Raw genomic sequence first — 22,558 nt, forward strand, 5'->3', positions numbered from 1 at the left:
ATTGACCGTTGACTACTCGGCCGGCTTCCCGGCGTCGTCGCCCTTCGCCCGCCGGTTCAGGCCGACGCCGACGGCGATGCCGACCACCGACAGAACCGCCGCGATCAGGATCCACACCCACAGCGGCACGCCGCCGTCGTCGTCCGTGCCGGAGGTGGACGCCGGGTCGGGCCCGCGGGTGGTCGACTGGGTGAGCGTGGCCACCGAGCCGGTGGCGGCGGTGGTCGACGAGGTGGCGGGAGCCTCGCCCGTCGACGTCACGGCGGGCGTCGTGGCGGCCGGCGGCTGCTGCGCCGCCGGTGGCGCGGTCACCGTGAAGGCGAACGTGCCGTCGACGAAGTCGCCGTCCAGCGACTCGACCCGCCACGACACCGTGTGCTGCCCGGCGGGCGACGAGGACTCCAGCAGGGGCACGGTCAGCTTCACGCCGTCGGCGGTGACCTCGCCCGTCGGCCAGGCGCTGCCGTCCGCGGCCAGGACGGTGACCTCGGCGCTCTCGGCGGGCACCGGCTCGGTGAACGTCAGCGTGAGCAGCGTGGGCCGCTGCGCCAGCGACGCGCCGCTCGCCGGGTCGCTCGAGACCAGCTCGGTGTGGGCGTGCGCGTGGGGCGACGCCCCGAACAGGACCAGGGTTGCCAGCAGTGCCGAGAGCGCCAGTCGGGTCATGCGGTAGTTCTACCGGGTCGGCGGGGTCCCCTGCTGGTCGGTCGGGCCGCCCTGCCTGGCGGGCGGCTGGCCGTTGCCCTGCTTCTGCTGCGGCCCGCCGCGCACCATGTTGCCCTCCATGATGCTGTCCGCGGTGGCCTTGCCGTCGGCGGACCCGGCGGGCTCGCCGGCGATCACGGTCACGATGTCGCCCGCGGCGATGTCGTCGAGCGCGCCCTGACCGCCGTTGACCCGCGTGTCGTCGTCGACCAGGTAGGTCGCGCTGAACCCGTCGGTGCTCTTCACCGTGATGGACGAGTCGCTGACCTCGGTGACCTCGCCGTTCTGGAACTCGCCGTGCTGGGTGTCGCCGAACGGGCCGCCCATGATCACCAGGCCGCCGTTCGCCCTGCCGTACCCGCCGGGCCCGCCCATGCCCTTGGCCGCGTCGGAGTTGCTCGCGGCGTAGATGACACCGCCGCCGACGGCGGCGATGCCGAGGGCGATCGCGACGGCGGCGAGGCTCTTGCGGCCGTTCCAGCCGGTTCCCGCAGCGGCGGCCTGCGGCGGCGGCTCTTCACCCCAGGTCGGGTGCTGCTCGGTTTCGGTAGTCATGGCGACCACGGTCTCGGGCGAGCCTGTGAGCCGGCTGTGCGGCCCTTGGGCGCTGCCTGTGCGTGCGCCACGACCGGTCGGGCGGCTTCACAGGTGGTACACAGGATCGGCACAGGTCCGGCTCAACCGCCGGGTCCAGGATCGGAGCATGCGCCCAGTGTCCGCTTCGGGGACGTCCCCTGAGCTCCGCCGCCCGGACGGGAGTCCGGTGCGGGTCCTTGTGGTGGACGACGAGTCCACGTTGGCCGAGCTGATGTCCATGGCGTTGCGGATGGAGCGCTGGGAGGTCCGCACCGCGCTGGACGGCACGTCCGCCGTGCGGATCGCGCGCGACTTCCGGCCCGACGTGGTGGTGCTGGACGTGATGCTGCCCGACTTCGACGGGCTGGAGGTGCTGCGCAGGCTGCGCGCGGACCTGCCCGGGCTGCCGGTGCTGTTCCTCACCGCCAAGGACGCGGTGGAGGACCGGATCGCCGGGCTCACCGCGGGCGGCGACGACTACGTGACCAAGCCGTTCAGCCTCGAGGAGGTCGTGCTGCGGCTGCGCGGCCTGCTGCGCCGCACCGGCGTCACCGAGGCGGGCTCGGGCACCGAGCTCGTGGTCGGCGACCTGGTGCTGGACGAGGAGACGCGCGAGGTGCGCCGCGGCGGCGTCGCGATCGACCTCACCGCGACCGAGTTCGAGCTGCTGCGGTTCCTGATGCGCAACCCCAAGCGGGTGCTGTCGAAGGCGCAGATCCTGGACCGGGTGTGGAGCTACGACTTCGGCGGGCAGGCCAACATCGTCGAGCTCTACATCTCCTACCTGCGCAAGAAGATCGACGCGGGCAGAACGCCCATGATCCACACGATGCGGGGCGCGGGCTATGTCCTCAAGCCCTCGTCCTGAGCGCCCGTCGCGGACGGCGAGCTGGCCGCTGCGGACCAAGCTGGTGGCGGCCCAGGTGGTGCTGCTGGCGGTCGTGTGCGCGATCATCGGCGTGGCGACCGGGTTCGCGCTGCGGGACTCGCTGATCGCCCAGTTGGACGGCCAGTTGCGCGAGGCGGCGGCGAAGGCGCGGCCCGACGGGCCGCCGGTGCCCAGCGGCTTCCCCAACCCGCTGGACGGGCCCGGGTTCGCGCCCGGCACGCTGATGTTGATCAAGCACGACGACGGCGGCACCAACGCGGAGCGGCTGACCAGGGGCAGCGGTGACCGGACCCGGCTGTCGGCCGAGGTCGCCGAGCGGGCCGAGGCCGTCCCGGCGGACGGCAGGCCGCGCACGGTGTGGCTGGGCGACGAGCTCGGCGACCACCGGATCATGGCGTTCACCACGCCGTTCGGGACCAGGGTGATCACCGGCCTGCCGATGGCCGACGTCGACAGCACGGTGTCGCGGATGGGGTGGATCGTCGGCGGGGTGGCGCTGGCCGGGCTGGTCGCGGTGAGCCTGGCGGGCGCGCTGATCGTGCGCCGGACGCTGCGCCCGCTGGAACGGGTGGCCGCGACCGCGAGCCGGGTCGCCGAGCTGCCGCTGCACGAGGGCGAGGTGGCGCTGGCCGAACGGGTGCCCGACGAGCACGCCGACCCGGGCACCGAGGTCGGCCAGGTCGGCCTGGCGCTCAACCGGATGCTCGGGCACGTGGGCAGCGCGTTGGAGGCGCGGCACGCCAGCGAGACCAGGGTCCGGCAGTTCGTCGCGGACGCGAGCCACGAGCTGCGCACGCCGCTGGCCGCGATCCGCGGGTACGCCGAGCTGACCCGCCGCACGTCCGACGAGGTGCCCGAGCAGATCGCGCACGCGATGCGACGGGTGGAGTCCGAGGCAGTGCGGATGACGTCGCTGGTGGAGGACTTGCTGCTGCTGGCCCGGTTGGACGCGGGGCGTCCGCTGGCGCGCGACCCGGTGGACCTCTCACGACTGGTGGTCGACACGGTCAGCGACGCCCGCATCGCCGGGCCGGACCACGAGTGGCGGATGGAGCTGCCGCCCGACGCCGTCGAGGTGACCGGTGACGCGCACAAGCTGCACCAGGTGCTGGCGAACCTGCTGTCCAACGCCCGCACGCACACGCCGCCCGGCACCACCGTCACCACGACCCTGTCCACTGTGGAGGGTGGGGTGCGGGTGTCGGTGAGCGACGACGGCCCCGGCATCCCGGCCGGGTTGCAGGGCGAGGTGTTCGAGCGGTTCAGCCGGGGCGACACCTCGCGGTCGCGGGCGGCGGGCAGCACCGGGCTCGGCCTGTCGATCGTGGCCGCCGTGGTGGCCTCCCACAACGGGTCCGTGCGGCTGGCGAGCGCACCCGGCCGGACCACGTTCACCGTGCACCTGCCGCGCTGACCGCGGCGTGATCGCCGGGGCGATCGTGGGGCTGACCGCGGGGTGACCGCGCACAGCCCGCTCACAGCCGGGGCACAAGGACCGCCCAGGGTTCGCCGACAGGCTCGACCCCATGCGAGCGCGACTCCCCCTGTTGCTGTTGTTGGCCGGTACGGCGGTGCTGTACCTGTGGCGGTTGGGCGACTCCGGGTGGGCCAACGCCTACTACTCCGCCGCCGCCCAGGCCGGCGCCGAGAGCTGGCACGCGTGGTTCTTCGGCGCGACCGACCCGGCCGGCGCGATCACCGTCGACAAGACACCCGCGGCGACCTGGGTCATGGGTCTGTCGGCCCGGCTGTTCGGCGTCAACGCCTGGAGCATCCTGGTGCCGCAGGCGTTGATGGGCGTGGCGAGCGTGTGGCTGCTGCACGCCGCGGTGCGCCGCGCGGCCGGCGAGGCGGCCGGGCTCATCGCGGGCGCGGTGCTGGCGCTGACGCCGGTGGCGGTGCTGATGTTCCGGTTCAACAACCCCGACGCGTTGATGCTGCTGCTGCTCGTGGCGGGCGCCTACGCCACGGTCCGCGCCACCGAGAAGGCCTCCGTGCGCTGGCTCGTGTCGGCCGGCGTGGCGGTGGGGTTCGCGTTCCTGGCGAAGATGCTCCAGGCGTTCCTGGTGCTGCCCGCGTTCGGCCTGGTGTACCTGGCGTTCGCGCCGGCCCCGCTGCTGCGCAGGGTGTGGCACCTGGGCGCGGCGCTGGGCGCGGTGGTCGTCGCCGGTGGTTGGTGGGTGCTGGTGGTGGAGCTGGTGCCCGCCGGGTCGCGGCCCTACATCGGCGGTTCGCAGGCGGACAGCGTGCTGGAGCTGGCGCTGGGCTACAACGGTCTCGGCCGGTTGACCGGTGAGGAGATCGGCAGCGTCGGCGGCGGCGGTCGGGGTTCGGGCGGGTGGGCCAGGCTGCTCGGCGACGAGATGGGCGGTCAGATCGCCTGGCTGCTGCCGACCGCGCTGGTGCTGCTGGTCGCCGGGTGGTGGGCCGGCCGCGCGGCCGAACGGATCGGGCTCGCGCTGTGGGGCGGTTGGCTGGTGGTCACCGCCGTGGTGTTCAGCTTCATGAACGGCATCATCCACGCCTACTACACGGTCGCGCTGGCGCCCGCGATCGGCGCGCTGATCGGGATCGGCGCGGTCGCGTTGTGGCGCAAGCGGCAGGAGCCCGTCGCGGCGGCGGCGCTGTCCGGCGCGCTGGCCGTGACGGCGCTCCAGTGCTACCTGCTGCTGCTGGACTGGTCCGCCCCGCTGGCGGCCGTCGTGCTGGTCCTCGGCCTCATCGCGGCGGTGGGGCTGTTCCTCGCCGCCTCCGCGCCCGCCGCCGTGGTCGTGCCGGTCGCCGTCGTCGCCGCGCTGCTCGGGCCGGGGGCCTACTCCGTGGCGACGGCCGCGACACCGCACTCCGGCGCGATCCCCAGCGCCGGTCCGGCGTGGTCGAACCGCCCCGGCGGGCTGGTCCTCATGGGGCCGGGCGGCGCGGGGGACAACGTCGGCGGCGGTGGCCGGATGGGCGGTCTGCTCAGCGCGCCGGCGCCGGGCGAGGAGCTGGTGGCGCTGCTGCGCGACAGCGAGGGCTTCACCTGGGCCGCGGCGGCCGTCGGCGCCAACAACGCGGCCGGCTACCAGCTCGACAGCGGTGCGCCGGTGATGGCCGTCGGCGGGTTCAACGGCACCGATCCCGCGCCGACGCTGGAGGAGTTCCAGGAGATGGTCCGAAGTGGACGGATCCACTACTTCCTCGGCGGAGCCCTGATGCCCGCGGAGACGGGCAGCGACGCGTCCCAGCGGATCGCCGAGTGGGTGGCGGAGACGTTCACCGCGACGACCGTCGACGACGTCGACGTCTACGACCTCACAGCCGGCGCACAGCGATGACACACGAGCCGCCCAGCCAAGCGCCCGAGGGTGAGCTCATGACCACGCTCACGACGACCACCGTGCTCGACGTGGTGGTGCCCGTGCACAACGAAGAACGCGACCTCGCGCCCTGCGTGCGCAAGCTGCACGCCGACCTCACGCAGACGTTCCCCTACACGTTCCGGATCACCATCGCGAACAACGCGAGCACGGACGGCACGCGCGCCGCCGCCGACGAGCTGGCCCGCGAGCTGCCCGGCGTGGCCGCGGTCCACCTGGCGGAGAAGGGACGTGGCCGGGCGCTGAAAGCGGTCTGGACCGCGTCGGACGCCGCCGTGCTGGCGTACATGGACGTGGACCTGTCCACCGACCTGGCCGCCCTCGCGCCGCTGGTGGCGTCGTTGATCTCCGGGCACTCGGACCTCGCGATCGGCAGCCGGCTGGCCCGCGGCGCGCGGGTGGTGCGCGGGCCGAAGCGCGAGTTCATCTCCCGCTGCTACAACCTGATCCTCCGCGGCACGCTCGCCACCCGGTTCACCGACGCGCAGTGCGGGTTCAAGGCGATCCGGGCCGACGTCGCCCGGCGGCTGCTGCCGCACGTCGAGGACACCGGGTGGTTCTTCGACACCGAGCTGCTGGTGCTCGCCGAGCGGGCCGGCGCGCGCATCCACGAGGTGCCGGTGGACTGGGTGGACGACCCGGACAGCCGGGTGGACATCGTGTCGACCGCCGTGGCCGACCTCAAGGGCGTCGTCCGGGTGGCCCGCGGTCTGGTGAGCGGGCGGATCCCGATCGGCGAACTCCGCGCGCAGCTGGGGAGGGAGCCGTTGGAACCTCAGACACCGGGGGTGCCGGCCGGGTTGTTCCGGCAGCTGGTCCGGTTCGCCGCGGTCGGCGTGATCAGCACGCTGGCCTACCTGCTGCTGTTCGTGTCGCTGCGCGGCGGGCTCGGCGCGCAGGGCGCGAACCTGGTGGCGCTGCTGGTCACCGCCGTCGCCAACACCGCGGCCAACCGCCGGTTCACCTTCGGCGTGCGCGGCCGGCGCGGCGCGGGCCGCCACCAGTTCGAAGGGCTGCTCGTGTTCGGCCTCGGACTCGCCCTGACCAGCGGCTCGCTGGCCCTGCTGCACCTGTTCGCCCCGCCCGGCGACCCGGCCGAGCTGGTCGCGGTCGTCGGGGCCAACCTCCTCGCCACCGTGCTGCGCTTCCTGTTGCTGCGCAACTGGGTCTTCCGGCCGCGCCGCACCGCGGAGACCGCTCCATGACCACACCGTCGACCCTAGGGAACCCTTCCATGACCACCGCAACCCTGACGGCGCCCGCACCCACCGCCAAGGCGCCGCCGCCGGGCCGGAACTGGACCACGCCCGCGCTGGTCGTGCTGCTGGCCGGCACGGCGGTGCTGTACCTGTGGAACATCACCGCGTCCGGTTGGGGCAACTCCTACTACGCCGCCGCGACCCAGGCGGGCGCGCAGAGCTGGACCGCGTGGCTGTTCGGCGGCCTGGACGCCGGTGGCGTGATCACGGTCGACAAACCGCCCGCCGCGCTGTGGGTGAGCGGGTTGTTCGCGCGCGTCTTCGGGTTCTCCAGCTGGACCGTGCTGGCGCCGCAGGCCATCGAGGGCGTGCTGGCCGTGTGGTTGTTGCACGCCACGGTGAAGCGCACGTCCGGCGCGGTGGCCGGGCTGATCGCGGGCGCGGCGCTCGCGGTGACCCCGGTGGCCGTGCTGATGTTCCGGTTCAACCTGCCCGACGCGCTGCTGGTGCTGCTGATGGTGGCCGCCGCGTACTGCACCGTGCGCGCGTTGGAGAAGGGTTCCGGCTGGTGGCTCGCGCTGGCCGGCGTCGCGGTCGGGTTCGCGTTCCTGGCCAAGATGGGGCAGGCGTTGCTGGTGCTGCCCGCGTTCACCGCCGCCTACCTGCTCGCCGCGCCGACCACGCTGCCCAAGCGGTTGCTGCACCTGCTCGGCGCGGGCCTCGCCGTGGTCGTGTCCGCCGGGTGGTTCATCGCGCTGGTCGAGCTGTGGCCGCGCGAGTCGCGCCCGTACATCGGCGGGTCGGACAACGACTCGCTGTGGGAGCTGGCCATGGGCTACAACGGCCTGGGCCGGATCTTCGGCGGACGCGGCGGTGGTGGCGTCATCGCGGGTGGCGGCAACGCCAACCTGGGCTTCGGCGGCGAGACCGGCATCGGCCGGCTGTTCGGCGCGAGCATGGGCGCCGAGATCTCGTGGCTGCTCCCTGCCGCCCTCGTCGGGATGCTCGCGGGGCTGTGGTTCACGCGCCGGCTGCCGCGCACCGACCGCACGCGCGCAGCGCTCGTGCTGTGGGGTCTGTGGGTGCTGGGCAACGGGATCGTGTTCAGCTTCATGAGCGGCATCACCCACCCGTACTACACGGTCGCCGTCGCGCCGGGCGTCGCCGCGCTCGTCGCCATCGCCGGCCGGGAGATGTGGCGTGGCCGCGCCCACCTGCCGGTGCGCGTCGCGCTGGCGACGACGGTCGCCGCCGCCGGGTTCTGGGGCTTCGCGCTGCTCCAGCGGTTCGGCGAGTGGCTGCCCGCGCTGCGCTGGGTCGTGGCGGCGCTGACCGTGCTGGTGGCCACGGCGGTCGTGATGGGCGTGCGCCGGGTCGCCGCGCTCGCGTTGGCCACCTCGGTCTTCTCCACCGCGGCCTTCGGCGTGGCCACCGCCGCCACACCGCACGGCGGCTCCATCCCGATGTCCGGTCCCCCGTCCTACGCGGGCGACGGCGGCATGGGCGGCGGACCGATGGGCGCGACGTCCGCCGAGCTGACCGACCTGCTGAAGGCCACCACCGGCACGTGGGCGGCGGCGACGATGAGCGCGCAGAGCGCGGCGAACCTGTCGCTGGAGTCGGGCAAGGCCGTGATCGGCATCGGCGGCTGGAGCGGCGGCGACCCGGCGCCCACGGTGGAGGAGTTCCGGCAGTACGTGGCGGACGGCCGGATCGGCTACTTCGTCTCCGGCGGCGGCATGGGTGGCGGCCCGCGCGGCGACAACGAGATCACCGAGTGGGTCGCGGCCAACTACGAGGCCACCACGATCGGCGGGACGACCGTCTACAAGCTCGGCTGACGTCACCCGGGCGGGGCGGTGGTCGTCGCGGCCACCGCCTCCGTCCCGGCCGGGTCGACGACGTGGCGCGGCGGCTCCGGCAGCCCCGCCCAGGAGCGGTACACGATGCCGGCCGCGTACGGGACCAGGTCGCGGCCACGGCGCCAGAGCCACGGGATCCCCTTCACCACCAACCACCCCGCGTGGTGCAGCGGCGTCACCTTGAGCCCGCCCGTGCAGGCCAGCGACACCCGGCCCGGCACCTCGCAGCCTGCCCGCGCCAACCGCGCCGCGAACGCCGCCGCGAGCCGCCGGTGCCCCGACTCCGACGGGTGCAGCCGGTCGACCGCCCACGTCTCCAACGAGTAAGCGCCTTCCATCAGGTCCAGGTCGACGCACTCGATCCCGTGCCGCCGCACCACGGCGTCGATGATCCCGTTCAGCTCGGCGATCCGCGCCCGCAACGCCCGCCGCAACGCGCCCGGCAACCGGAAGACCCGGCTGTGGTCGTGGAACCGCACCGTGACGACGGCGGAGCCGACCGAGACCAGCGCGCCCACGATCGCGTCCAGGTCGAGGTGCAGCTGCCGCGCGTCGAAGTCGGACCGCAGCGTGTCGTTCATGCCCACCAGCAGCACGGCCGCGTCGGGCCGCACGGGCAGGACCTCCGGCAGCTGCTCGTGCCGGACCGAGGCCACCCGCGCACCCGTGAACGAGGCGTTCAGGTACCGCGCGTGCGGCAGCGCCGCCGCGAGCAGCGGGCCGACGCCACGCCACCCACCGGGCACGGGATCGCCCACGCCCACCGCCGTCGAGTCACCGAGGACCACCAACGTGCGCACCGTCTTGGCCACACCGGAACGATCGCGCAGCCACGTGACGCGACGGGGACGAACAGCCCAACGCTATCGGAATGCCGGGTACAGCGGCAGTTCCGCGGCTCGCGCGCCGTACCGCGACACCAGCGCCGAGATGACGTCGTCGGCGTGCGCGGCGACGTGCTTCGCGCCGGACGCCAGCGCGTCCTGCCGCAGCCGCACCCACCGGGCCGTCAGCACGACCACGCGGGGCGGCGAGTCCAACGGCCGGTGACCGGACGGCAGCGACGAGTCCAGCCCCGGCAGCCCGCGCCACGTGCCGAGCCACACCCACAGCAGCTGCGCCTCCAGCAGCCGCGGCAGGAACACCGCGTCGTCGTCCAGGTCCGGCCACACCGAGGACACCTCGGCCCGCCACGCCGCGACCATCGCCTCCGACATGCCGGCGGGCAGCCCGTAGGCGCACCAGCACGACGGGAACGGCACCCGCAGGCACGCCGCGTCGAACACGATGTCGCGCACGCACCCGCCCTCGAAGTCGAGGAACCTGACGCCCTTGCTGGTCACGAGGTTGTTGTCCGGGCACGACGTGGACGGGCTGAACGCACGTCGGCGGGACGTGACGAACCCACGCACGGCCTGCTCGGCGAACGTGCGCACGGAGTCGGGCGTGTCGACTTCCAACGAGTCGAACAGCAGCTCGGGGAGCCCGGCCAGCGCCGTGTGCACGTCCACCGCGATCGGGTCGGCGCAGCACTGCGAGCCCTGGCGGCGCATCAACGCGTCGAAGTCCGCGTCACGCCCGGCGGTCGTCGCGTGCAGCCGGCCCATGGCGTGCGCCCACGACAGCAGCCCGCGTTCGGCGGCGCGCGCGTCGGAGCCGAGCAGCTTCTCCGCCAACCGCGGCGCCTTGCCCAGGTCTTCCAGCACGACCAGCCGCTTGGCGTTGTCCTGCGCGACCAGCTCGGGGGTGAGGCGTTCCTCGGACGGCAGCGCGGTGAGCAGCTTGTGGCTCACCACCTCGTGCGCGAACGGGTCGCGGTCGGCCACCGGCGAGGGGTAGCGCTTGACCACCAGCGTGCGCGGCAGCGAGAACGGCGTGTGGGCCACCCGGACGCGCGCGACCACGGACCGGCCCGCACCCCCGAGGTCTTCGGGGTCGGCCAGCCGAACCGGTGCGCCGAACCTCTTGCTCAACACCGACTGGGCCGCTGCCACCGCGTCGTCGAGCTCGGAGGGGGCAGCGTCGTCGATGTCCTGCGGGCCGGCGGTGATCTCCACGCTCATCTCCTCCGACCCTACTCCCGGTGGCGACCGATCTGACAGAACCCGTCCGGGCACCGTGACGGTAGTGCTCACGGTCCGACCGATCCACCTTTTGCGGAAATCAGCGCCCGGTCAACCGTCGGCGAGCGGTCGTCCCAGGTCGCGGACCCGGGCACGGCGGTTGCGCAACGCCAGGACCAGCGCCGCCGCCATCACGACACCGACGAGGTTCACCGCGAGCTGTGCAATCGACTGGAGGCATATGTCCCACTGGCCGAGAACCGCGGCCACCGCGGCGTAGCCCGCGGCGGGCACGGTGGTGACCGAAATGAACACCCCGACGAGCGCCGCCGACTTGGCGGACGTCATCGACAGCATCCCGGCCGCGCCCGCGAGCAGCGCCACGATCAACGAGAACGGCCCGACCTCGAAGACGAAGTCGAGCTCGTGCCCGGCCAGCACGAGGTGCCGCTCGAACAGGCCGGTGAGCGAACCGAGCCACGTGCCGATCGCGGTGACCACCATCGCGATCGGGAACCCGACCGCCAGCGCGTAGCCCGCCCGCCGCACCAGGTCCCAGCGCCGCAGCACCAGGCCGACGGCGATCGCGGCCAGCGGCCCGAACTCCGGACCGACGACCATCGCGCCGACCAGCGTGACCGGCGAGTCGGTGACCACGGCGACCGCGGTGAGCAGGCACGCGATGGTCAGGAACGACAGGAACGTGGCGTTGAGCCGGGATTCCTCCCCGGTGCGGGACAGCAGCTCCTCCCACACCACGGCGTCCGCGCCGTCACCGGGCGCGGCCACCTCGGCGCGGTCGGCCGCGTCGGACAGGGCGGTGTCGATCTGCTCGAGCGTGACGCCGCCGTCGCGGTCGACGCCGAGGTCGCACAGGGCGGCCACGACCGCGTCGGTGGCCTCCCGGGCGATGTCGGCCTCGACCAGGTCGCCCACCGGGTCGACGGCCGCGCCGCGCAGGACCACGACGTGGGTCACGCCGGGGTCCCGCCGCAGCGCGGCCAGCACCGCGTCGGTGCGCTCGGCCGGGCAGATGGCCCGCAGGTGCAGCACGGTGCTACTCAGCCGTCTCCTACCGGGCCGTCCCCTACTGGGCCGGCTTCTCCGCGGGCGCGGGCTTGAAGTCGACGCCCGCCTCCTTGCGCTGCTGCGCGGTGATCGGCGCCGGCGCGGCGGTCAGCGGGTCGTATCCGCCGCCGCTCTTCGGGAACGCGATGACCTCGCGGATCGAGTCGTACCCGCCGAGCAGCATGGCGATCCGGTCCCAGCCGAACGCGATGCCGCCGTGCGGCGGCGCGCCGTAGGAGAAGGCGTCGAGCAGGAAGCCGAACTTCTCCTGCGCCTCCTCGGGCGTGATGCCCATGACCTGGAAGGCCCGCTGCTGCACGTCCGCGCGGTGGATACGGATCGACCCGCCGCCGATCTCGTTGCCGTTGCAGACGATGTCGTAGGCGTAGGCCAGGGCGTTGCCAGGGTCGGACTCGAACCGGTCGATCCACTCCGGCGTCGGCGAGGTGAACGCGTGGTGCAGCGCGGTCCACTTGCCGCTGCCCACCGCCACGTCGTCGCCGATCTTGTCGACCGCCTCGAACATCGGGAAGTCCACGACCCACACGAACGACCAGGCGTTCTCGTCGATCAGGCCGACCCGGTGCGCGATCTCCACGCGGGCCGCGCCGAGCAGGGCGCGCGCGCCGTCCGGGTCGCCCGCGCCGAAGAAGACGCAGTCGCCCGGGTTCGCGCCGACGGCCTTGGCCAGGCCGTCGCGCTCGGCGTCGGAGAGGTTCTTGGCCACCGGGCCGCCGAGCGTGCCGTCCTCGTTGACCAGCACGTACGCGAGGCCGCGCGCGCCGCGCTGCTTGGCCCACTCCTGCCAGGCGTCGAGCGTGCGGCGGGGCTGCGACGCGCCGCCGGGCATGACGACCGCGCCGACGTACGCCGCCTGGAACACCCGGAACGGGGTGTCCTTGAAGTACTCGGTCAGCTCGGTGAGCTCGAGGTCGAAGCGCAGGTCCGGCTTGTCCGTGCCGTACTTGGCCATGGCCTCGGCGTAGGAGATGCGGCGGAACGGCCGCGCGATCTCGTGGTCGGCCAGGTCCTTCCACAGCGCGGAGATGATCTTCTCGCCGAGCGCGATCACGTCGTCCTGCTCGACGAAGCTCATCTCGATGTCGAGCTGGGTGAACTCGGGCTGCCGGTCGGCGCGGAAGTCCTCGTCGCGGTAGCAGCGGGCGATCTGGTAGTACCGCTCCAGGCCGCCGACCATCAGCAGCTGCTTGAACAGCTGCGGCGACTGCGGCAGCGCGTACCAGGAGCCGGGGCGCAGGCGGGCGGGCACCAGGAAGTCGCGCGCCCCCTCGGGGGTGGAGCGGGTCAGGGTCGGGGTCTCGACCTCGACGAAGTCCTCGGCGTGCAGCACCTCGCGGGCGATCCGGTTGGCCTCGCTGCGCAGCCGCATGGCCTTGGCCGGCCCACCGCGGCGCAGGTCGAGGTAGCGGTGCCGGAGGCGGGCCTCCTCGCCGACCTCCAGGTGCTCGTCGAGCTGGAACGGCAGCGGGGCGGCCTCGTTGAGCACCACCAGCTCGCTGGCGTAGACCTCGATGTCGCCGGTGGCCAGCTCGGGGTTCTCGCTGCCCTCCGGGCGGCGGGTCACGTCGCCGACGACCTTGACCACGTACTCCGAGCGCAGCTTGTGCGCGCGTTCGGCCATCTCGCCCTCGCGGAAGACGACCTGGGCCACGCCGGAGGCGTCCCGGAGGTCGATGAAGATCACGCCACCGTGATCGCGCCTGCGTGCCACCCACCCGGTCAGGGTGACGGACTGCCCGGCGTGCTCGGCGCGGAGCTTCCCGGCCTCGTGCGTGCGCATCACGGGAACTGCTCTCCTCGGTGTTTGCTTCTTCTGGGGTCAGCTCAACTGACGACTGGTCGTCAAGGCTAGCCAACGACCCGGTGCCCGACGTCACCAGGTTTCCCGACGCGGAAGACCACCGCGCGCAGGCCGGCGAAGTTGACGGCCGTCGCCACCCCCTGCGCCACCAGCCACGCCACCGCATGTTCCACCCGAAAGGGTGGCAACAGGTGCAATACGAGCGCGTTGACCAATACGTTGGCGATGAATGTGCTGAGGTACAGCAGGGCGAACCCCGTCACCTGCCGCACAACCCCAGCGGAGACGCCGAACGTGAACCGTCGATTGAGGAAGAACGCCGCCGCGGTGCCGATCGTGAAACTGGCCGCCTTGGCGGCGTGGACCCACACCCCGAATGCGAGCAGTGCGCTGTAGGTCCCGTAGTCGACCACCGCGCAGAGCGCTCCCACCAGCACGAACACGATCGCCTGACGGGTCGCGCCACCGTTTCGCACCACCGTTTCGACACCTCTCGAATGGAATACCAGTGACCGCTAGTCTGCGCCGATGCTAGTCAGGCTCTCCGGTTGGGGTCGCACCGCGCCGACGGTCGCGCGGGTCGTTTCACCGCGCGATTTCGAGGCCGTCGCGAATATCGTGAAAGAATCCCGCGAACGGGGTGTGATCCCCCGTGGCCTCGGCCGCAGTTACGGCGATCCGGCGCAGAACGCGGGTGGCGTCGTGCTGGACATGACCCGATTCGACCGCATTCGCCGGGTCTCGGTCGACGACGGCCTGGTCGACGTGGAGGCGGGTGTTTCGCTGGACGCCCTGATGCGGGCGCTGCTGCCGTTCGGGCTGTGGCCGCCGGTGCTGCCCGGCACGCGCCAGGTCACCGTGGGCGGCGCGATCGCCGCCGACGTGCACGGCAAGGGGCACCACGTCGTGGGCAGCTTCGGCGACCACGTGCGGTCGCTGGACCTGCTCACCGCGGACGGCTCGGTCCGCACGCTCACCCCCGACGGCGAGGGCTCGGCGTTGTTCTGGGCGACCGTCGGCGGCATGGGCCTGACCGGTGTGGTGCTGCGCGCGACGCTGCACGTCGTCCCGGTGGAGACGTCCTACTTCGTGGTGGACACCGAGCGGGCGGACGACCTGGACGACCTGCTGGCCCGGCAGTCCGCCGACGACGACCGGTACGCCGAGTCGGTGTCGTGGTTCGACGCCACGGCCACCGGAGCGCGGCTGGGCCGGGGTGTGCTGACCAGGGCGAACCACGCCCGGCTCGACGACCTGCCCCGGAAGCTGCGGCGCGACCCGCTGGCGTTCGACGCGCCCCGGCTGTTCACCGTGCCGGACCTGCTGCCGTCCGGGCTGCTCAACCGGGCGACCGGCCGGGCGTTCAGCGAGCTCTGGTACCGCAAGTCGCCCACGCGGTCCGGGCAGGTGCAGAACATCACGGAGTTCCTGCACCCGCTCGACGTGATCGGCGAGTGGAACCGGGGCTACGGCCCGCGCGGGTTCCTGCAGTACCAGTTCGTGGTGCCGTTCGCCGCGGTCGACGTGATCCGGCGGGTGGTGGCGCGGATCGCCTCGTCCGGCCACGTGTCGGCGTTGAACGTGCTCAAGCGGTTCGGGCCGGGCAGCCGCGCGCCGCTGTCGTTCCCCGCGCCGGGCTGGACGTTGTGCGTGGACCTGCCGATCCGGCCCGGCCTCGCCGAGCTGTGCGACGAGCTGGACGCACTCGTGCTCGACGCGGGCGGGCGGCACTACCTGGCCAAGGAGTCCCGGACCACGGCCGAGGCCGTCCGCCGCGGCTACCCCCGATTCGAAGAGTGGCGCGCGGTGCGCGCCTCGGTCGACCCGGACGGCGTTTTCGCGTCCGACATGTCCAGGAGGTTGAACCTGTGATCGACGCGGTGGGCAATCCGCAGAGCCTGCTCGTGCTGGGCGGCACGTCCGAGATCGCGCTGGCGGTGGTCCGGCGCTACACCGCCGCCCGCAAGCCGCGCGTGGTCCTCGCCGCCCGGCCCTCCCCCCGCCGTGACGCGGCGGTGGCGGAGCTGGCGGCGGCGGGCGTGCCGGTGACGGCGGTGGACTTCGACGCGCGTGACGTCGGCAGCCACCCCGCCGTGCTGGACAAGGCCTTCGCCGACGGCGGGGTCGACGTGGCGCTGGTGGCGTTCGGGGTGCTGGGCGACGCCGAGCGCGCCTGGCAGGACCACCAGGCGGCGGTCGAGCTGGCCGAGGTCAACTACACCGGCGCGGTGTCGGTCGGGGTCGGGCTCGCCGAACGGCTGCGCGCGCAGGGGCACGGCGTGATCGTCGCGCTGTCCTCCGTGGCGGGCGAGCGGGTGCGGCGGTCGAACTTCGCCTACGGGTCGGCCAAGGCCGGGATGGACGCGTTCTACCAGGGCCTGGGCGAGGCGCTGCGCCCGCACGGCGTCACCGTCACCGTGGTGCGGCCGGGGTTCGTGCACACCCGGATGACCGACGGCCTGCGACCGCCGCCGTTGTCGAGCACCGCGGACCAGGTGGCCGAGGTGGTCGTGAACGCGGTCCGCGACCGGCGCGAGCTGGTGTGGGCGCCCGCGCCGCTGCGGCTGGTGATGTCGGCGCTGCGGCACCTGCCCCGCGCCGTGTTCCGGCGGTTGCCGACGTGACCGCGACGACCGCGCCCGAGCGCGTCACCGGTCCCGCGCCCGCCCCGCGACCCGCGCGACGCGCGCGGTGGGTCCTGCCGGTGGCGGTCGGCACGGCGTTGATCACCGCGCACGGCGCGCTCTACGGCCACTGGCTGATCGACGACGCGGCGATCACGTTCGCGTACGCGCGCACGGTCACCGACGGCGCGGGTTCGGTGCTGCAGCCGGGCGCGGAGCCGACGGAGGCGTACTCGAATCCGGCGTGGTTGGCGCTGCTGGCGCTGGGCCGGTTGGCCGGGTTGTTCGACCGGGGCGCGATCTTCGGCGTGCCGGACTACGTGCTGTTCCCCAAGGCCCTCGCGGTGCTGTGCTGCGCGGGCGTGCTGCTGGCGTGCCACACGGCCGCGCGCCGGCTGTTCCACCGGCCGGGGCTGGTGACGGTGGCGTTCGGCGCGGTGCTGGCGGCCGTGCCGTCGTTCGTGGTCTGGGTGTTCTCCGGGTTGGAGAACCCGCTGTACGCGCTGGCGACGTGCTGGCTCGCGGTGGTGCTGTGCACGGCGGTGCTGGACGACCGGCTGTTGTCCGGGCGGGTGGCGGCGGTGGTCGGCGCGCTGGTCGCGCTGGCGGCGTTGACCCGGCCGGACGGCTTGATCTACGCCGGGGCGTACCCGCTGCTGGTGCTGCTGACGTCGCGTCGGGCCGGGTTGGCGGCGGCGGTGCGGTCGGTGGCGTTGTCCGCGGCGGTGTTCCTGGTGCCGTTCGGCGGCTACGTGGCGTGGCGGCGGGTGGAGTTCGGTCGGTGGCTGGCGCTGCCCGCGACGGCGAAGAGCCAGGGCCCGCCCACCCTCGCGGGGTTCACGCGGGTCGGCGAGGTGGTGCAGTACGCCGGCGCGCTCGCCGTGCTGGTGGTGGCGCTGTGCGTGGGGCTGGCGCTGGCGCGGGGTTCCCGGCTGGGGTCGGGGCTGGTCGCGCTGCTGGCGCCGTTCGGGCTTTCGTTGATCGCGTTCGCCGTGCTGGAGCAGGACTGGATGGGGCAGCTGCGGTTCGCCACGCCCGTGTGGGTGCTGGGCGCGTTGGTCGCGGTGTTCGCCGTGGCGCGGGTGCTGGGGCGAGGGACGGCACGGCGGCGTGCGGTGTTGTCGGCGGCCCTGGCCGTCGCGCTCCTGCCGTCGGCGGCCCGGTTCACCGCGGCGGCGCAGGAGTTCCGCGCCGCCCCGACGGTGCCGATGTGCCTGGTGGCCGAGACGTTCGGGCGCGGGTTCAACGGCCTGGCGGACGTGCTCGGCGCCTCGCGCCCCACCTTGGTGCTGCCGGACATCGGCGGCACCGCGCTGGCGTCGAGGCTGGAGGTGGTCGACCTGGTCGGGTTGGCCGAGCCGAGGCTGGCGGACCTGTGGGCCGCGCGGGACGTGGCCGGTGTTCGGGACTACGTGTTCGACCGGGTGAAGCCGACGTTCATCCACTCGCACGGCGAGTGGTCGCGGCTCACCGGCATCGCGGACGACCCCAGGTTGGCGGCGGACTACCACGTGCTCTCGTCCGGACCGGTCGCGCACGACTGGGTGCGCCGGGACGCCGTCCCCGACGCGGCGCGGCTGGCGGAGCTGCGCGACTACCTCCGGATCGACCTGGCCCGTGCCGAAGGCGTGCGGCTCGCCGCGCCACGGGGCCACTGCGGCCCCACCCTCCGCCCCGGGCAAGTGCCGGGATGACCGCCGACACCACCGCACACCCCGCCAACGATCGCCGGAGGGCCGCCATGTCTGCCGAGATCACCGTCCTGAGCCAGGTGCAGGGAGCGCTCGACCACCGGCTGGTGGTGGCGTCGGCGCGCGGGTTGTCGTGGTTCGGTGAGCACGGCGCCGGGTGGTTGGCGCTGGGACTCGCGGGCGCGGCCGCGGACCGGGCGCGGCGACGGGACTGGTTGGTCGCGACCGCCGGGGTCGCCGGGTCGCACGCGGTCGCCATCGTGGTCAAGCGCGTGGTCCGGCGGCAGCGGCCGGACGACGAGTCCGTCGCCGTGCTGGCCGGCACGCCCAGCAGGCTCAGCTTCCCGTCCGCGCACGCCGTGTCGACCGCCGCCGCCGCGGTGCTGTTCTCGCGGCTCACCGGTCGACGGCTGGAACCGGTGCTCGTGCCGCCGATGGTGGTGTCCCGGCTGGTGCTCGGCGTGCACTACCCCACCGACGTGGCGGCGGGCGCGGCGTTGGGCGCGGTGCTCGGGCGGTTGGTCCGCCGCAAGCTGGACCGCAAGCCGGACGGAGCGGCGAGGTGAGCGACACCAGCGAGATGAGCGGCACCAGCGAAACGCGTGGCACCGGCGAGCGGCGCACCGGCGTGATCACCGGCCTCGTCCGCGCGGTCCGGCCGCACCAGTGGGTGAAGAACTTCCTCGTGGTGGCCGCGCCGTTCGCCGCGAACCGGCTGGGCGAGCCGGCGGTGCTGCTGGACACCGGGCTGGCCCTGGTCGCGTTCTGCCTCGCCGCCTCCGCGGTGTACCTCGTCAACGACGCGATCGACGCGGAGGCCGACCGCGCGCACCCGACCAAGCGGCACCGCCCGATCGCGGCGGGCGTGGTCTCGGCGCGCACGGCGTGCGCCGCGGCGGCGGCGCTGTTCGTCGCGGCCGTCGGCGTCTCCCTGGTCTCCGGTCCGCCGCTGGCCGTGGTGATCGGCGTCTACTGCGCCGCGCAACTGGGCTACTGCCTCGGGTGGAAGCACCAGCCGGTGATCGACCTGTGCATCGTCGCGTCGGGTTTCCTGCTGCGCGCCATCGCGGGCGGCATCGCGGCCGGCATCCCGCTGTCGCAGTGGTTCCTGCTGGTGACGGCGTTCGGCTCGCTGTTCATGGTGGCGGGCAAGCGGTACGCCGAGATCGTGCTCTACGAGCGGACGGGCGCGGAGATCCGCGCGTCGCTGCGCCGCTACTCGGCCAGCTACCTGCGGTTCGTCTGGGCCACCGCCGCCGCGATCATGATCCTGGCCTACGCGCTGTGGGCGTTCGAGATGCGCGAGCGCGCCGACTACGACGCCGGCTGGGCGATGCTGTCGATCGTGCCGTTCGTGGTGGCCGTGCTGCGGTACGCGGTCGACGTGGACGACGGCGGCGCGGGAGAGCCCGAGCGCATCGCCCTGCGCGACCACGTGCTCCAGGTGATCGGCGTCTGCTGGGTGGTGTCGCTCGCGCTGTCGATCCACGTGTGAAAGCGGCGGCCCTCCCCCCTGCGTCCCCACCTACCGGGCGCCGTGGGCCGCCGCGACACCACTATGCGCAGACGGCGCTGAACGAACGGTGAGCAAACCTTGAACGCGCAGGTCAGGACGTGCGACGGGGCCGCCCCGGCAGGGACGGCCCCGGTTCGCGCGCGGTGCGGAGATCAGGCGGTGGGCGCCAGGTAGAGCAAGCGGTTCGGGGAACCGCTGCCCGGGTTGGTCACCTTGCTCGCGGTCGACTGGCCGACCAGGTAGCTCGACACCTGGGCCGGGGTCGCCGTGCGGGCGCCCTGCAGGTAGCGGGCCGCCGCGCCGGCGACGTGCGGGGTCGCCATCGAGGTGCCGCTGATGGTGTTGGTGGCCGTGTCGCTGGTGTGCCACGCCGAGGTGATCGACGAGCCCGGCGCGAAGATGTCCAGCACCGAACCGTAGTTCGAGTAGCTGGCGCGGGCGTCGGTGTTCGTGGTCGCGCCCACCGTGATGGCCTCGGTCACGCGGGCCGGGGAGTAGTTGGACGCGTTGGCGTTGCTGTTGCCCGCCGCGACGGCGTAGGTGACGCCGGCGGCGACCGAGCGGCGCACGGCCGCGTCGATCGTGGTGGAGACGCCGCCGCCGAGGCTCATGTTCGCCACGGCCGGCTTGACGTGGTTCGCGGTCACCCAGTCGATGCCCTCGATCACGTCGGCGAGGGTGCCGCTGCCGGCGTTGTTCAGCACGCGCACGCCGTAGACCGTGGCGCCCTTGGCGACGCCGTACTGGCTGCCCGCGATGGTGCCCGCGACGTGCGTGCCGTGGCCGTTGCCGTCCTGCGCGACGTTGTCGTTGTCGACCGCGTCACGGCCGTTGCGCGCACGACCGCCGAACGTGCTGTGCGTGATCCGGAGACCGGTGTCGATGACGTAGACGTTCACGCCGGAGCCGGTCGAGGTGTAGCTGTACGACGTGTCCAGCGGCAGGTTGCGCTGGTCGACGCGGTTGAGGCCCCACGACGGCGGGTTGGTCTGCGTCGCCTGGATGGTGAAGACCTGGTCCTGCTCGACGTACTCGACGGCCGGGTTGGCCGCGAGCCGCTTGGCTGCCTGCTCGGGCAGCGACACGGCGAAGCCGTTCAGCGCGCTGCGGTAGACGGTGTCGACCTGGCCGCCGTACTGGTTCGCCAGGCTCTCGGCGGACGCGGCCGAGCCGTCCTTGAGCTTGACGATGAAGTGGTTCTGGACCTTGTTCACGGCGTCGGCGGCGCGGATCTCGCCCTCGGCTGCCTGGGCCGGGGCGGCCAACAGGGAGGACGCGGTGACGGCGAGCGCCGTGACCCCGACCCCGGCCAGGAACCGGACCTGTCGTGACTGTCGCATGCGGATTCCGTTCTTCGACGGTGACCCCAACCCACCCCGAGGAGCTGTGCAGGGCTCGGGGGTGACGTTGGGCCACCTTGCCCTCGCTGACAGTCATCACCGTAGGCAACCGAGGCGTTAACTCGGAAGTGTGAACATTTGCCAGTTGAGCGCTCAGCGTCAATAAACGATCTGACCTGCGTGTTCCCATAATCCGGGCGCGGTCGCGTGACGGCGGCGCTACCGTCCGGACATGCGTCTGGAACCGGTCACCGAGGACAACTACCGGGCCGTCATCGGCCTGGAGGTCCATGAGGAGCAGCGGGCGTTCGTCGCGACGAACCTCAAGTCGATCGCGGACGCCTGGATCCACCGCCCGAAGTTGCAACCTCTTGCGCTGTTCAGCGGAGAGGAGCTCGTCGGCTTCACCCTCCTCGAACGCGACCGGCCCGAGGCGCTGCACATCGTCCGGTTCATGATCGACCGACGTGCGCAGGGCCGTGGCCTCGGCCGGAAGGGCCTGGCCGCGATCGCCGAGGTGGCGCGCTCCGAGGGCCGCACCGAGCTGGTGCTGAGCGTGGTGCCCGGCAACGCGGTGGCCCGCGGCCTGTACGCGGCGTTCGGCTTCACCGACACCGGCGAGGTGGACGGCGGCGAGCTCGTGATGCGCCACGAACTCGCCCCGTCGGCTCACCTGGCCGAGCAGTAGGTCACCGGCTCGGCGACCAGTACAGCAGCCGGCCCCACGACAGCGGCGTCGCCTCGGAGACGACCGCCGAGTGCACCTGCGCGGGCGTGGCGGTCGGGTTGAGCTGGAGGAACCGCAGCGTCACGCCGGTGACGTACGCCGTGGACAACGACGTGCCGCTGAGCGTGTTCGTGGCGGTGTCGCCGGTGTGCCACGCCACGGTGATGTTCATGCCGTACGCGTAGACGTCGACCACCGCGCCGTAGTTGGAGAACGTGGCCCGGGTGTCGGTCCTGGTGGCCGCGCCGGACGTGAGCGCCTCCCGGACGCGGGCGGGCGAGTAGTTGGCCGCGTCGGAGGCGCTGCCGCCCGCCGTGACGGACGCCGTGACGCCCGCGGCGATCAGCCGGCGCACCGCGTCGTCCAGCGCGGTGGACGCGCCGCCGCCCAGGCTGAGGTTGGCCGTGGCGGGCTTGACGTGGTTGCGCGCCACCCAGTCGATGCCGGCGATCACGCCCGCGGTCGTGCCGCCGCCGGTGCCGTTGAGCACCCGGACGCCGCACACCAGGGCTTGCTTCGCGACGCCGTTCACGCGGCCCGCGATGAGGGACGCGACGGCCGTGCCGTGACCGTTGTCGTCCTGCGGCACGGTGTCGTTGTCGACCGCGTCGTAGCCCGGGCACGTGCGGCCCGCGATCTCGGTGTGCGTGGCCCGGATGCCCGTGTCGATCACGTACGCGCGGGTGCGCAGCCCGGTCGACGTGTAGCTGTACGTGCCGTTGACGGGCAGCGCGCGCTGGTCGATCCGGTCGAGGCCGAACGGCGCGTTGGTCTGGGTGGTGTGCGCCCGCACGACCTGGTCCTGCTCGACGTACTCGACCGCCGGGTCGGCGGCGAGCCGTCGGGCCTGCTTCGCGGTCAACGTCGCGGCGAAGCCGTGCAGCGACGGGAACTCGCGGGTGACCTGGCCGTCGAGCCGGGCGGCGACCGCGCCGGCGGCGGCGACGTCCTTGAGCTTGACGATGTAGCTGCCGGGCACGGCGGTGGCCGAGCCGGCGTGCAGCACGGAGCCTTCGGCGTGTGCCGGCGCGGTGAGGGTGACGGCGGCGAGGGCGGCGACGCCCAGGCCGGACAGCAGTGTGCGCATGGCGGGTCCTTCGCAGGGTGAGGGGGTGGG

20 protein-coding genes are annotated in these 22,558 nt (G+C 73.2%); 11 read left to right on the top strand and 9 right to left on the bottom strand.

What is annotated here, in order from left to right:
- Positions 1-12: 12 nt before the first annotated feature.
- Positions 13-666 (bottom strand): copper resistance CopC family protein, encoded by a 654-nt coding sequence (locus tag AB0H12_RS02920; protein ID WP_499620352.1) that lies wholly within the window; start codon positions 664-666, stop codon positions 13-15.
- A 9-nt stretch (positions 667-675) separates the two neighbouring features.
- Positions 676-1,260 (bottom strand): hypothetical protein, encoded by a 585-nt coding sequence (locus AB0H12_RS02925; protein ID WP_499620353.1) that lies wholly within the window; start codon positions 1,258-1,260, stop codon positions 676-678.
- 148 nt (positions 1,261-1,408) lie between these two features.
- Between AB0H12_RS02925 and AB0H12_RS02930 the strand changes: the two genes are divergently transcribed.
- From AB0H12_RS02930 to AB0H12_RS02950, 5 genes are all read left to right on the top strand, one after another.
- A complete protein-coding gene (locus tag AB0H12_RS02930) occupies positions 1,409-2,149 on the top strand; it encodes a response regulator transcription factor (RefSeq protein WP_499620354.1) in 741 nt (246 codons plus the stop codon).
- On the top strand, positions 2,127-3,584 hold the full coding sequence (locus tag AB0H12_RS02935) for a sensor histidine kinase (protein ID WP_499620355.1): 1,458 nt from the start codon (positions 2,127-2,129) through the stop codon (positions 3,582-3,584). The genes AB0H12_RS02930 and AB0H12_RS02935 overlap by 23 nt, the downstream gene beginning before the upstream one ends.
- 112 nt (positions 3,585-3,696) lie before the next feature.
- Positions 3,697-5,487: an ArnT family glycosyltransferase gene (locus AB0H12_RS02940; protein WP_499620356.1), complete on the top strand. Its 1,791-nt coding sequence runs from the start codon at positions 3,697-3,699 to the stop codon at positions 5,485-5,487.
- Positions 5,484-6,734, top strand: coding sequence for a bifunctional glycosyltransferase family 2/GtrA family protein (locus AB0H12_RS02945; protein ID WP_499620358.1), 1,251 nt, complete (start codon positions 5,484-5,486; stop codon positions 6,732-6,734). The genes AB0H12_RS02940 and AB0H12_RS02945 overlap by 4 nt, the downstream gene beginning before the upstream one ends.
- Before the next feature lie 29 nt (positions 6,735-6,763).
- Positions 6,764-8,569, top strand: a complete 1,806-nt coding sequence (locus tag AB0H12_RS02950; protein ID WP_499620360.1) for a glycosyltransferase family 39 protein — start codon at positions 6,764-6,766, stop codon at positions 8,567-8,569.
- 2 nt (positions 8,570-8,571) lie between these two features.
- On the opposite strand, the gene AB0H12_RS02955 is transcribed toward AB0H12_RS02950, so the two are convergent.
- The 5 genes from AB0H12_RS02955 to AB0H12_RS02975 form a co-directional block, all read right to left on the bottom strand.
- Positions 8,572-9,402: an SGNH/GDSL hydrolase family protein gene (locus tag AB0H12_RS02955; protein WP_499620361.1), complete on the bottom strand. Its 831-nt coding sequence runs from the start codon at positions 9,400-9,402 to the stop codon at positions 8,572-8,574.
- 51 nt (positions 9,403-9,453) lie between these two features.
- Positions 9,454-10,653, bottom strand: a complete 1,200-nt coding sequence (locus AB0H12_RS02960) for a hypothetical protein (RefSeq protein ID WP_499620362.1) — start codon at positions 10,651-10,653, stop codon at positions 9,454-9,456.
- Between the two features lie 111 nt (positions 10,654-10,764).
- On the bottom strand, positions 10,765-11,706 hold the full coding sequence (locus AB0H12_RS02965) for a DUF389 domain-containing protein (RefSeq protein ID WP_499620364.1): 942 nt from the start codon (positions 11,704-11,706) through the stop codon (positions 10,765-10,767).
- A 34-nt stretch (positions 11,707-11,740) separates the two neighbouring features.
- Positions 11,741-13,525 carry an aspartate--tRNA ligase gene (gene aspS, locus AB0H12_RS02970; protein WP_499620366.1) on the bottom strand — a complete coding sequence of 595 codons (1,785 nt, stop codon included), beginning with the start codon at positions 13,523-13,525 and terminating at the stop codon, positions 11,741-11,743.
- A gap of 65 nt (positions 13,526-13,590) precedes the next feature.
- A complete protein-coding gene (locus tag AB0H12_RS02975; RefSeq protein ID WP_499620367.1) occupies positions 13,591-14,022 on the bottom strand; it encodes a GtrA family protein in 432 nt (143 codons plus the stop codon).
- A 49-nt stretch (positions 14,023-14,071) separates the two neighbouring features.
- Between AB0H12_RS02975 and dprE1 the strand changes: the two genes are divergently transcribed.
- Genes dprE1 through AB0H12_RS03000 form a run of 5 tightly spaced genes read left to right on the top strand, consistent with a single transcriptional unit; the run spans position 14,072 to position 19,353 of the window.
- A complete protein-coding gene (dprE1, locus tag AB0H12_RS02980) occupies positions 14,072-15,415 on the top strand; it encodes a decaprenylphosphoryl-beta-D-ribose oxidase (RefSeq protein WP_499620368.1) in 1,344 nt (447 codons plus the stop codon).
- Positions 15,412-16,167, top strand: coding sequence for a decaprenylphospho-beta-D-erythro-pentofuranosid-2-ulose 2-reductase (gene dprE2, locus AB0H12_RS02985; RefSeq protein WP_499620369.1), 756 nt, complete (start codon positions 15,412-15,414; stop codon positions 16,165-16,167). The genes dprE1 and dprE2 overlap by 4 nt, the downstream gene beginning before the upstream one ends.
- A complete protein-coding gene (locus AB0H12_RS02990; RefSeq protein ID WP_499620370.1) occupies positions 16,164-17,861 on the top strand; it encodes a hypothetical protein in 1,698 nt (565 codons plus the stop codon). Before dprE2 ends, AB0H12_RS02990 begins: the two co-directional genes overlap by 4 nt.
- A 47-nt stretch (positions 17,862-17,908) precedes the next feature.
- A complete protein-coding gene (locus AB0H12_RS02995; RefSeq protein ID WP_499620372.1) occupies positions 17,909-18,424 on the top strand; it encodes a phosphatase PAP2 family protein in 516 nt (171 codons plus the stop codon).
- Positions 18,421-19,353, top strand: a complete 933-nt coding sequence (locus AB0H12_RS03000; RefSeq protein ID WP_499620374.1) for a decaprenyl-phosphate phosphoribosyltransferase — start codon at positions 18,421-18,423, stop codon at positions 19,351-19,353. The genes AB0H12_RS02995 and AB0H12_RS03000 overlap by 4 nt, the downstream gene beginning before the upstream one ends.
- Positions 19,354-19,526: 173 nt before the next feature.
- Here the strand turns inward: AB0H12_RS03000 and AB0H12_RS03005 are convergent, their stop codons facing one another.
- Positions 19,527-20,714 (bottom strand): S8 family peptidase, encoded by a 1,188-nt coding sequence (locus AB0H12_RS03005; RefSeq protein ID WP_499620375.1) that lies wholly within the window; start codon positions 20,712-20,714, stop codon positions 19,527-19,529.
- Between the two features lie 232 nt (positions 20,715-20,946).
- On the opposite strand from AB0H12_RS03005, the gene AB0H12_RS03010 reads away from it, so the two are divergent.
- On the top strand, positions 20,947-21,402 hold the full coding sequence (locus tag AB0H12_RS03010; RefSeq protein ID WP_499620376.1) for a GNAT family N-acetyltransferase: 456 nt from the start codon (positions 20,947-20,949) through the stop codon (positions 21,400-21,402).
- Position 21,403: 1 nt separating this feature from the next.
- On the opposite strand, the gene AB0H12_RS03015 is transcribed toward AB0H12_RS03010, so the two are convergent.
- The gene (locus tag AB0H12_RS03015; RefSeq protein ID WP_499620377.1) at positions 21,404-22,528 is read right to left on the bottom strand and encodes a S8 family peptidase; all 1,125 of its coding nucleotides are present in this window, start codon (positions 22,526-22,528) and stop codon (positions 21,404-21,406) included.
- Between the last annotated feature and the right edge of the window lie 30 nt (positions 22,529-22,558).

It is taken from the genome of Actinosynnema sp. NPDC023794 (genome assembly GCF_040639675.1).
Classification (GTDB): domain Bacteria; phylum Actinomycetota; class Actinomycetes; order Mycobacteriales; family Pseudonocardiaceae; genus Actinosynnema; species Actinosynnema luteola.

What these genes read in the sequence shown, in the direction of transcription:
- AB0H12_RS02920 (WP_499620352.1), bottom strand. Translation starts at nt 666, where the DNA reads ATGACCCGACTGGCGCTCTCGGCACTGCTGGCAACCCTGGTCCTGTTC.
- AB0H12_RS02925 (WP_499620353.1), bottom strand. Translation starts at nt 1,260, where the DNA reads ATGACTACCGAAACCGAGCAGCACCCGACCTGGGGTGAAGAGCCGCCG.
- AB0H12_RS02930 (WP_499620354.1), top strand. Translation starts at nt 1,409, where the DNA reads ATGCGCCCAGTGTCCGCTTCGGGGACGTCCCCTGAGCTCCGCCGCCCG.
- AB0H12_RS02935 (WP_499620355.1), top strand. Translation starts at nt 2,127, where the DNA reads ATGTCCTCAAGCCCTCGTCCTGAGCGCCCGTCGCGGACGGCGAGCTGG.
- AB0H12_RS02940 (WP_499620356.1), top strand. Translation starts at nt 3,697, where the DNA reads ATGCGAGCGCGACTCCCCCTGTTGCTGTTGTTGGCCGGTACGGCGGTG.
- AB0H12_RS02945 (WP_499620358.1), top strand. Translation starts at nt 5,484, where the DNA reads ATGACACACGAGCCGCCCAGCCAAGCGCCCGAGGGTGAGCTCATGACC.
- AB0H12_RS02950 (WP_499620360.1), top strand. Translation starts at nt 6,764, where the DNA reads ATGACCACCGCAACCCTGACGGCGCCCGCACCCACCGCCAAGGCGCCG.
- AB0H12_RS02960 (WP_499620362.1), bottom strand. Translation starts at nt 10,653, where the DNA reads ATGAGCGTGGAGATCACCGCCGGCCCGCAGGACATCGACGACGCTGCC.
- dprE1 (WP_499620368.1), top strand. Translation starts at nt 14,072, where the DNA reads ATGCTAGTCAGGCTCTCCGGTTGGGGTCGCACCGCGCCGACGGTCGCG.
- AB0H12_RS02995 (WP_499620372.1), top strand. Translation starts at nt 17,909, where the DNA reads ATGTCTGCCGAGATCACCGTCCTGAGCCAGGTGCAGGGAGCGCTCGAC.
- AB0H12_RS03005 (WP_499620375.1), bottom strand. Translation starts at nt 20,714, where the DNA reads ATGCGACAGTCACGACAGGTCCGGTTCCTGGCCGGGGTCGGGGTCACG.
- AB0H12_RS03010 (WP_499620376.1), top strand. Translation starts at nt 20,947, where the DNA reads ATGCGTCTGGAACCGGTCACCGAGGACAACTACCGGGCCGTCATCGGC.
- AB0H12_RS03015 (WP_499620377.1), bottom strand. Translation starts at nt 22,528, where the DNA reads ATGCGCACACTGCTGTCCGGCCTGGGCGTCGCCGCCCTCGCCGCCGTC.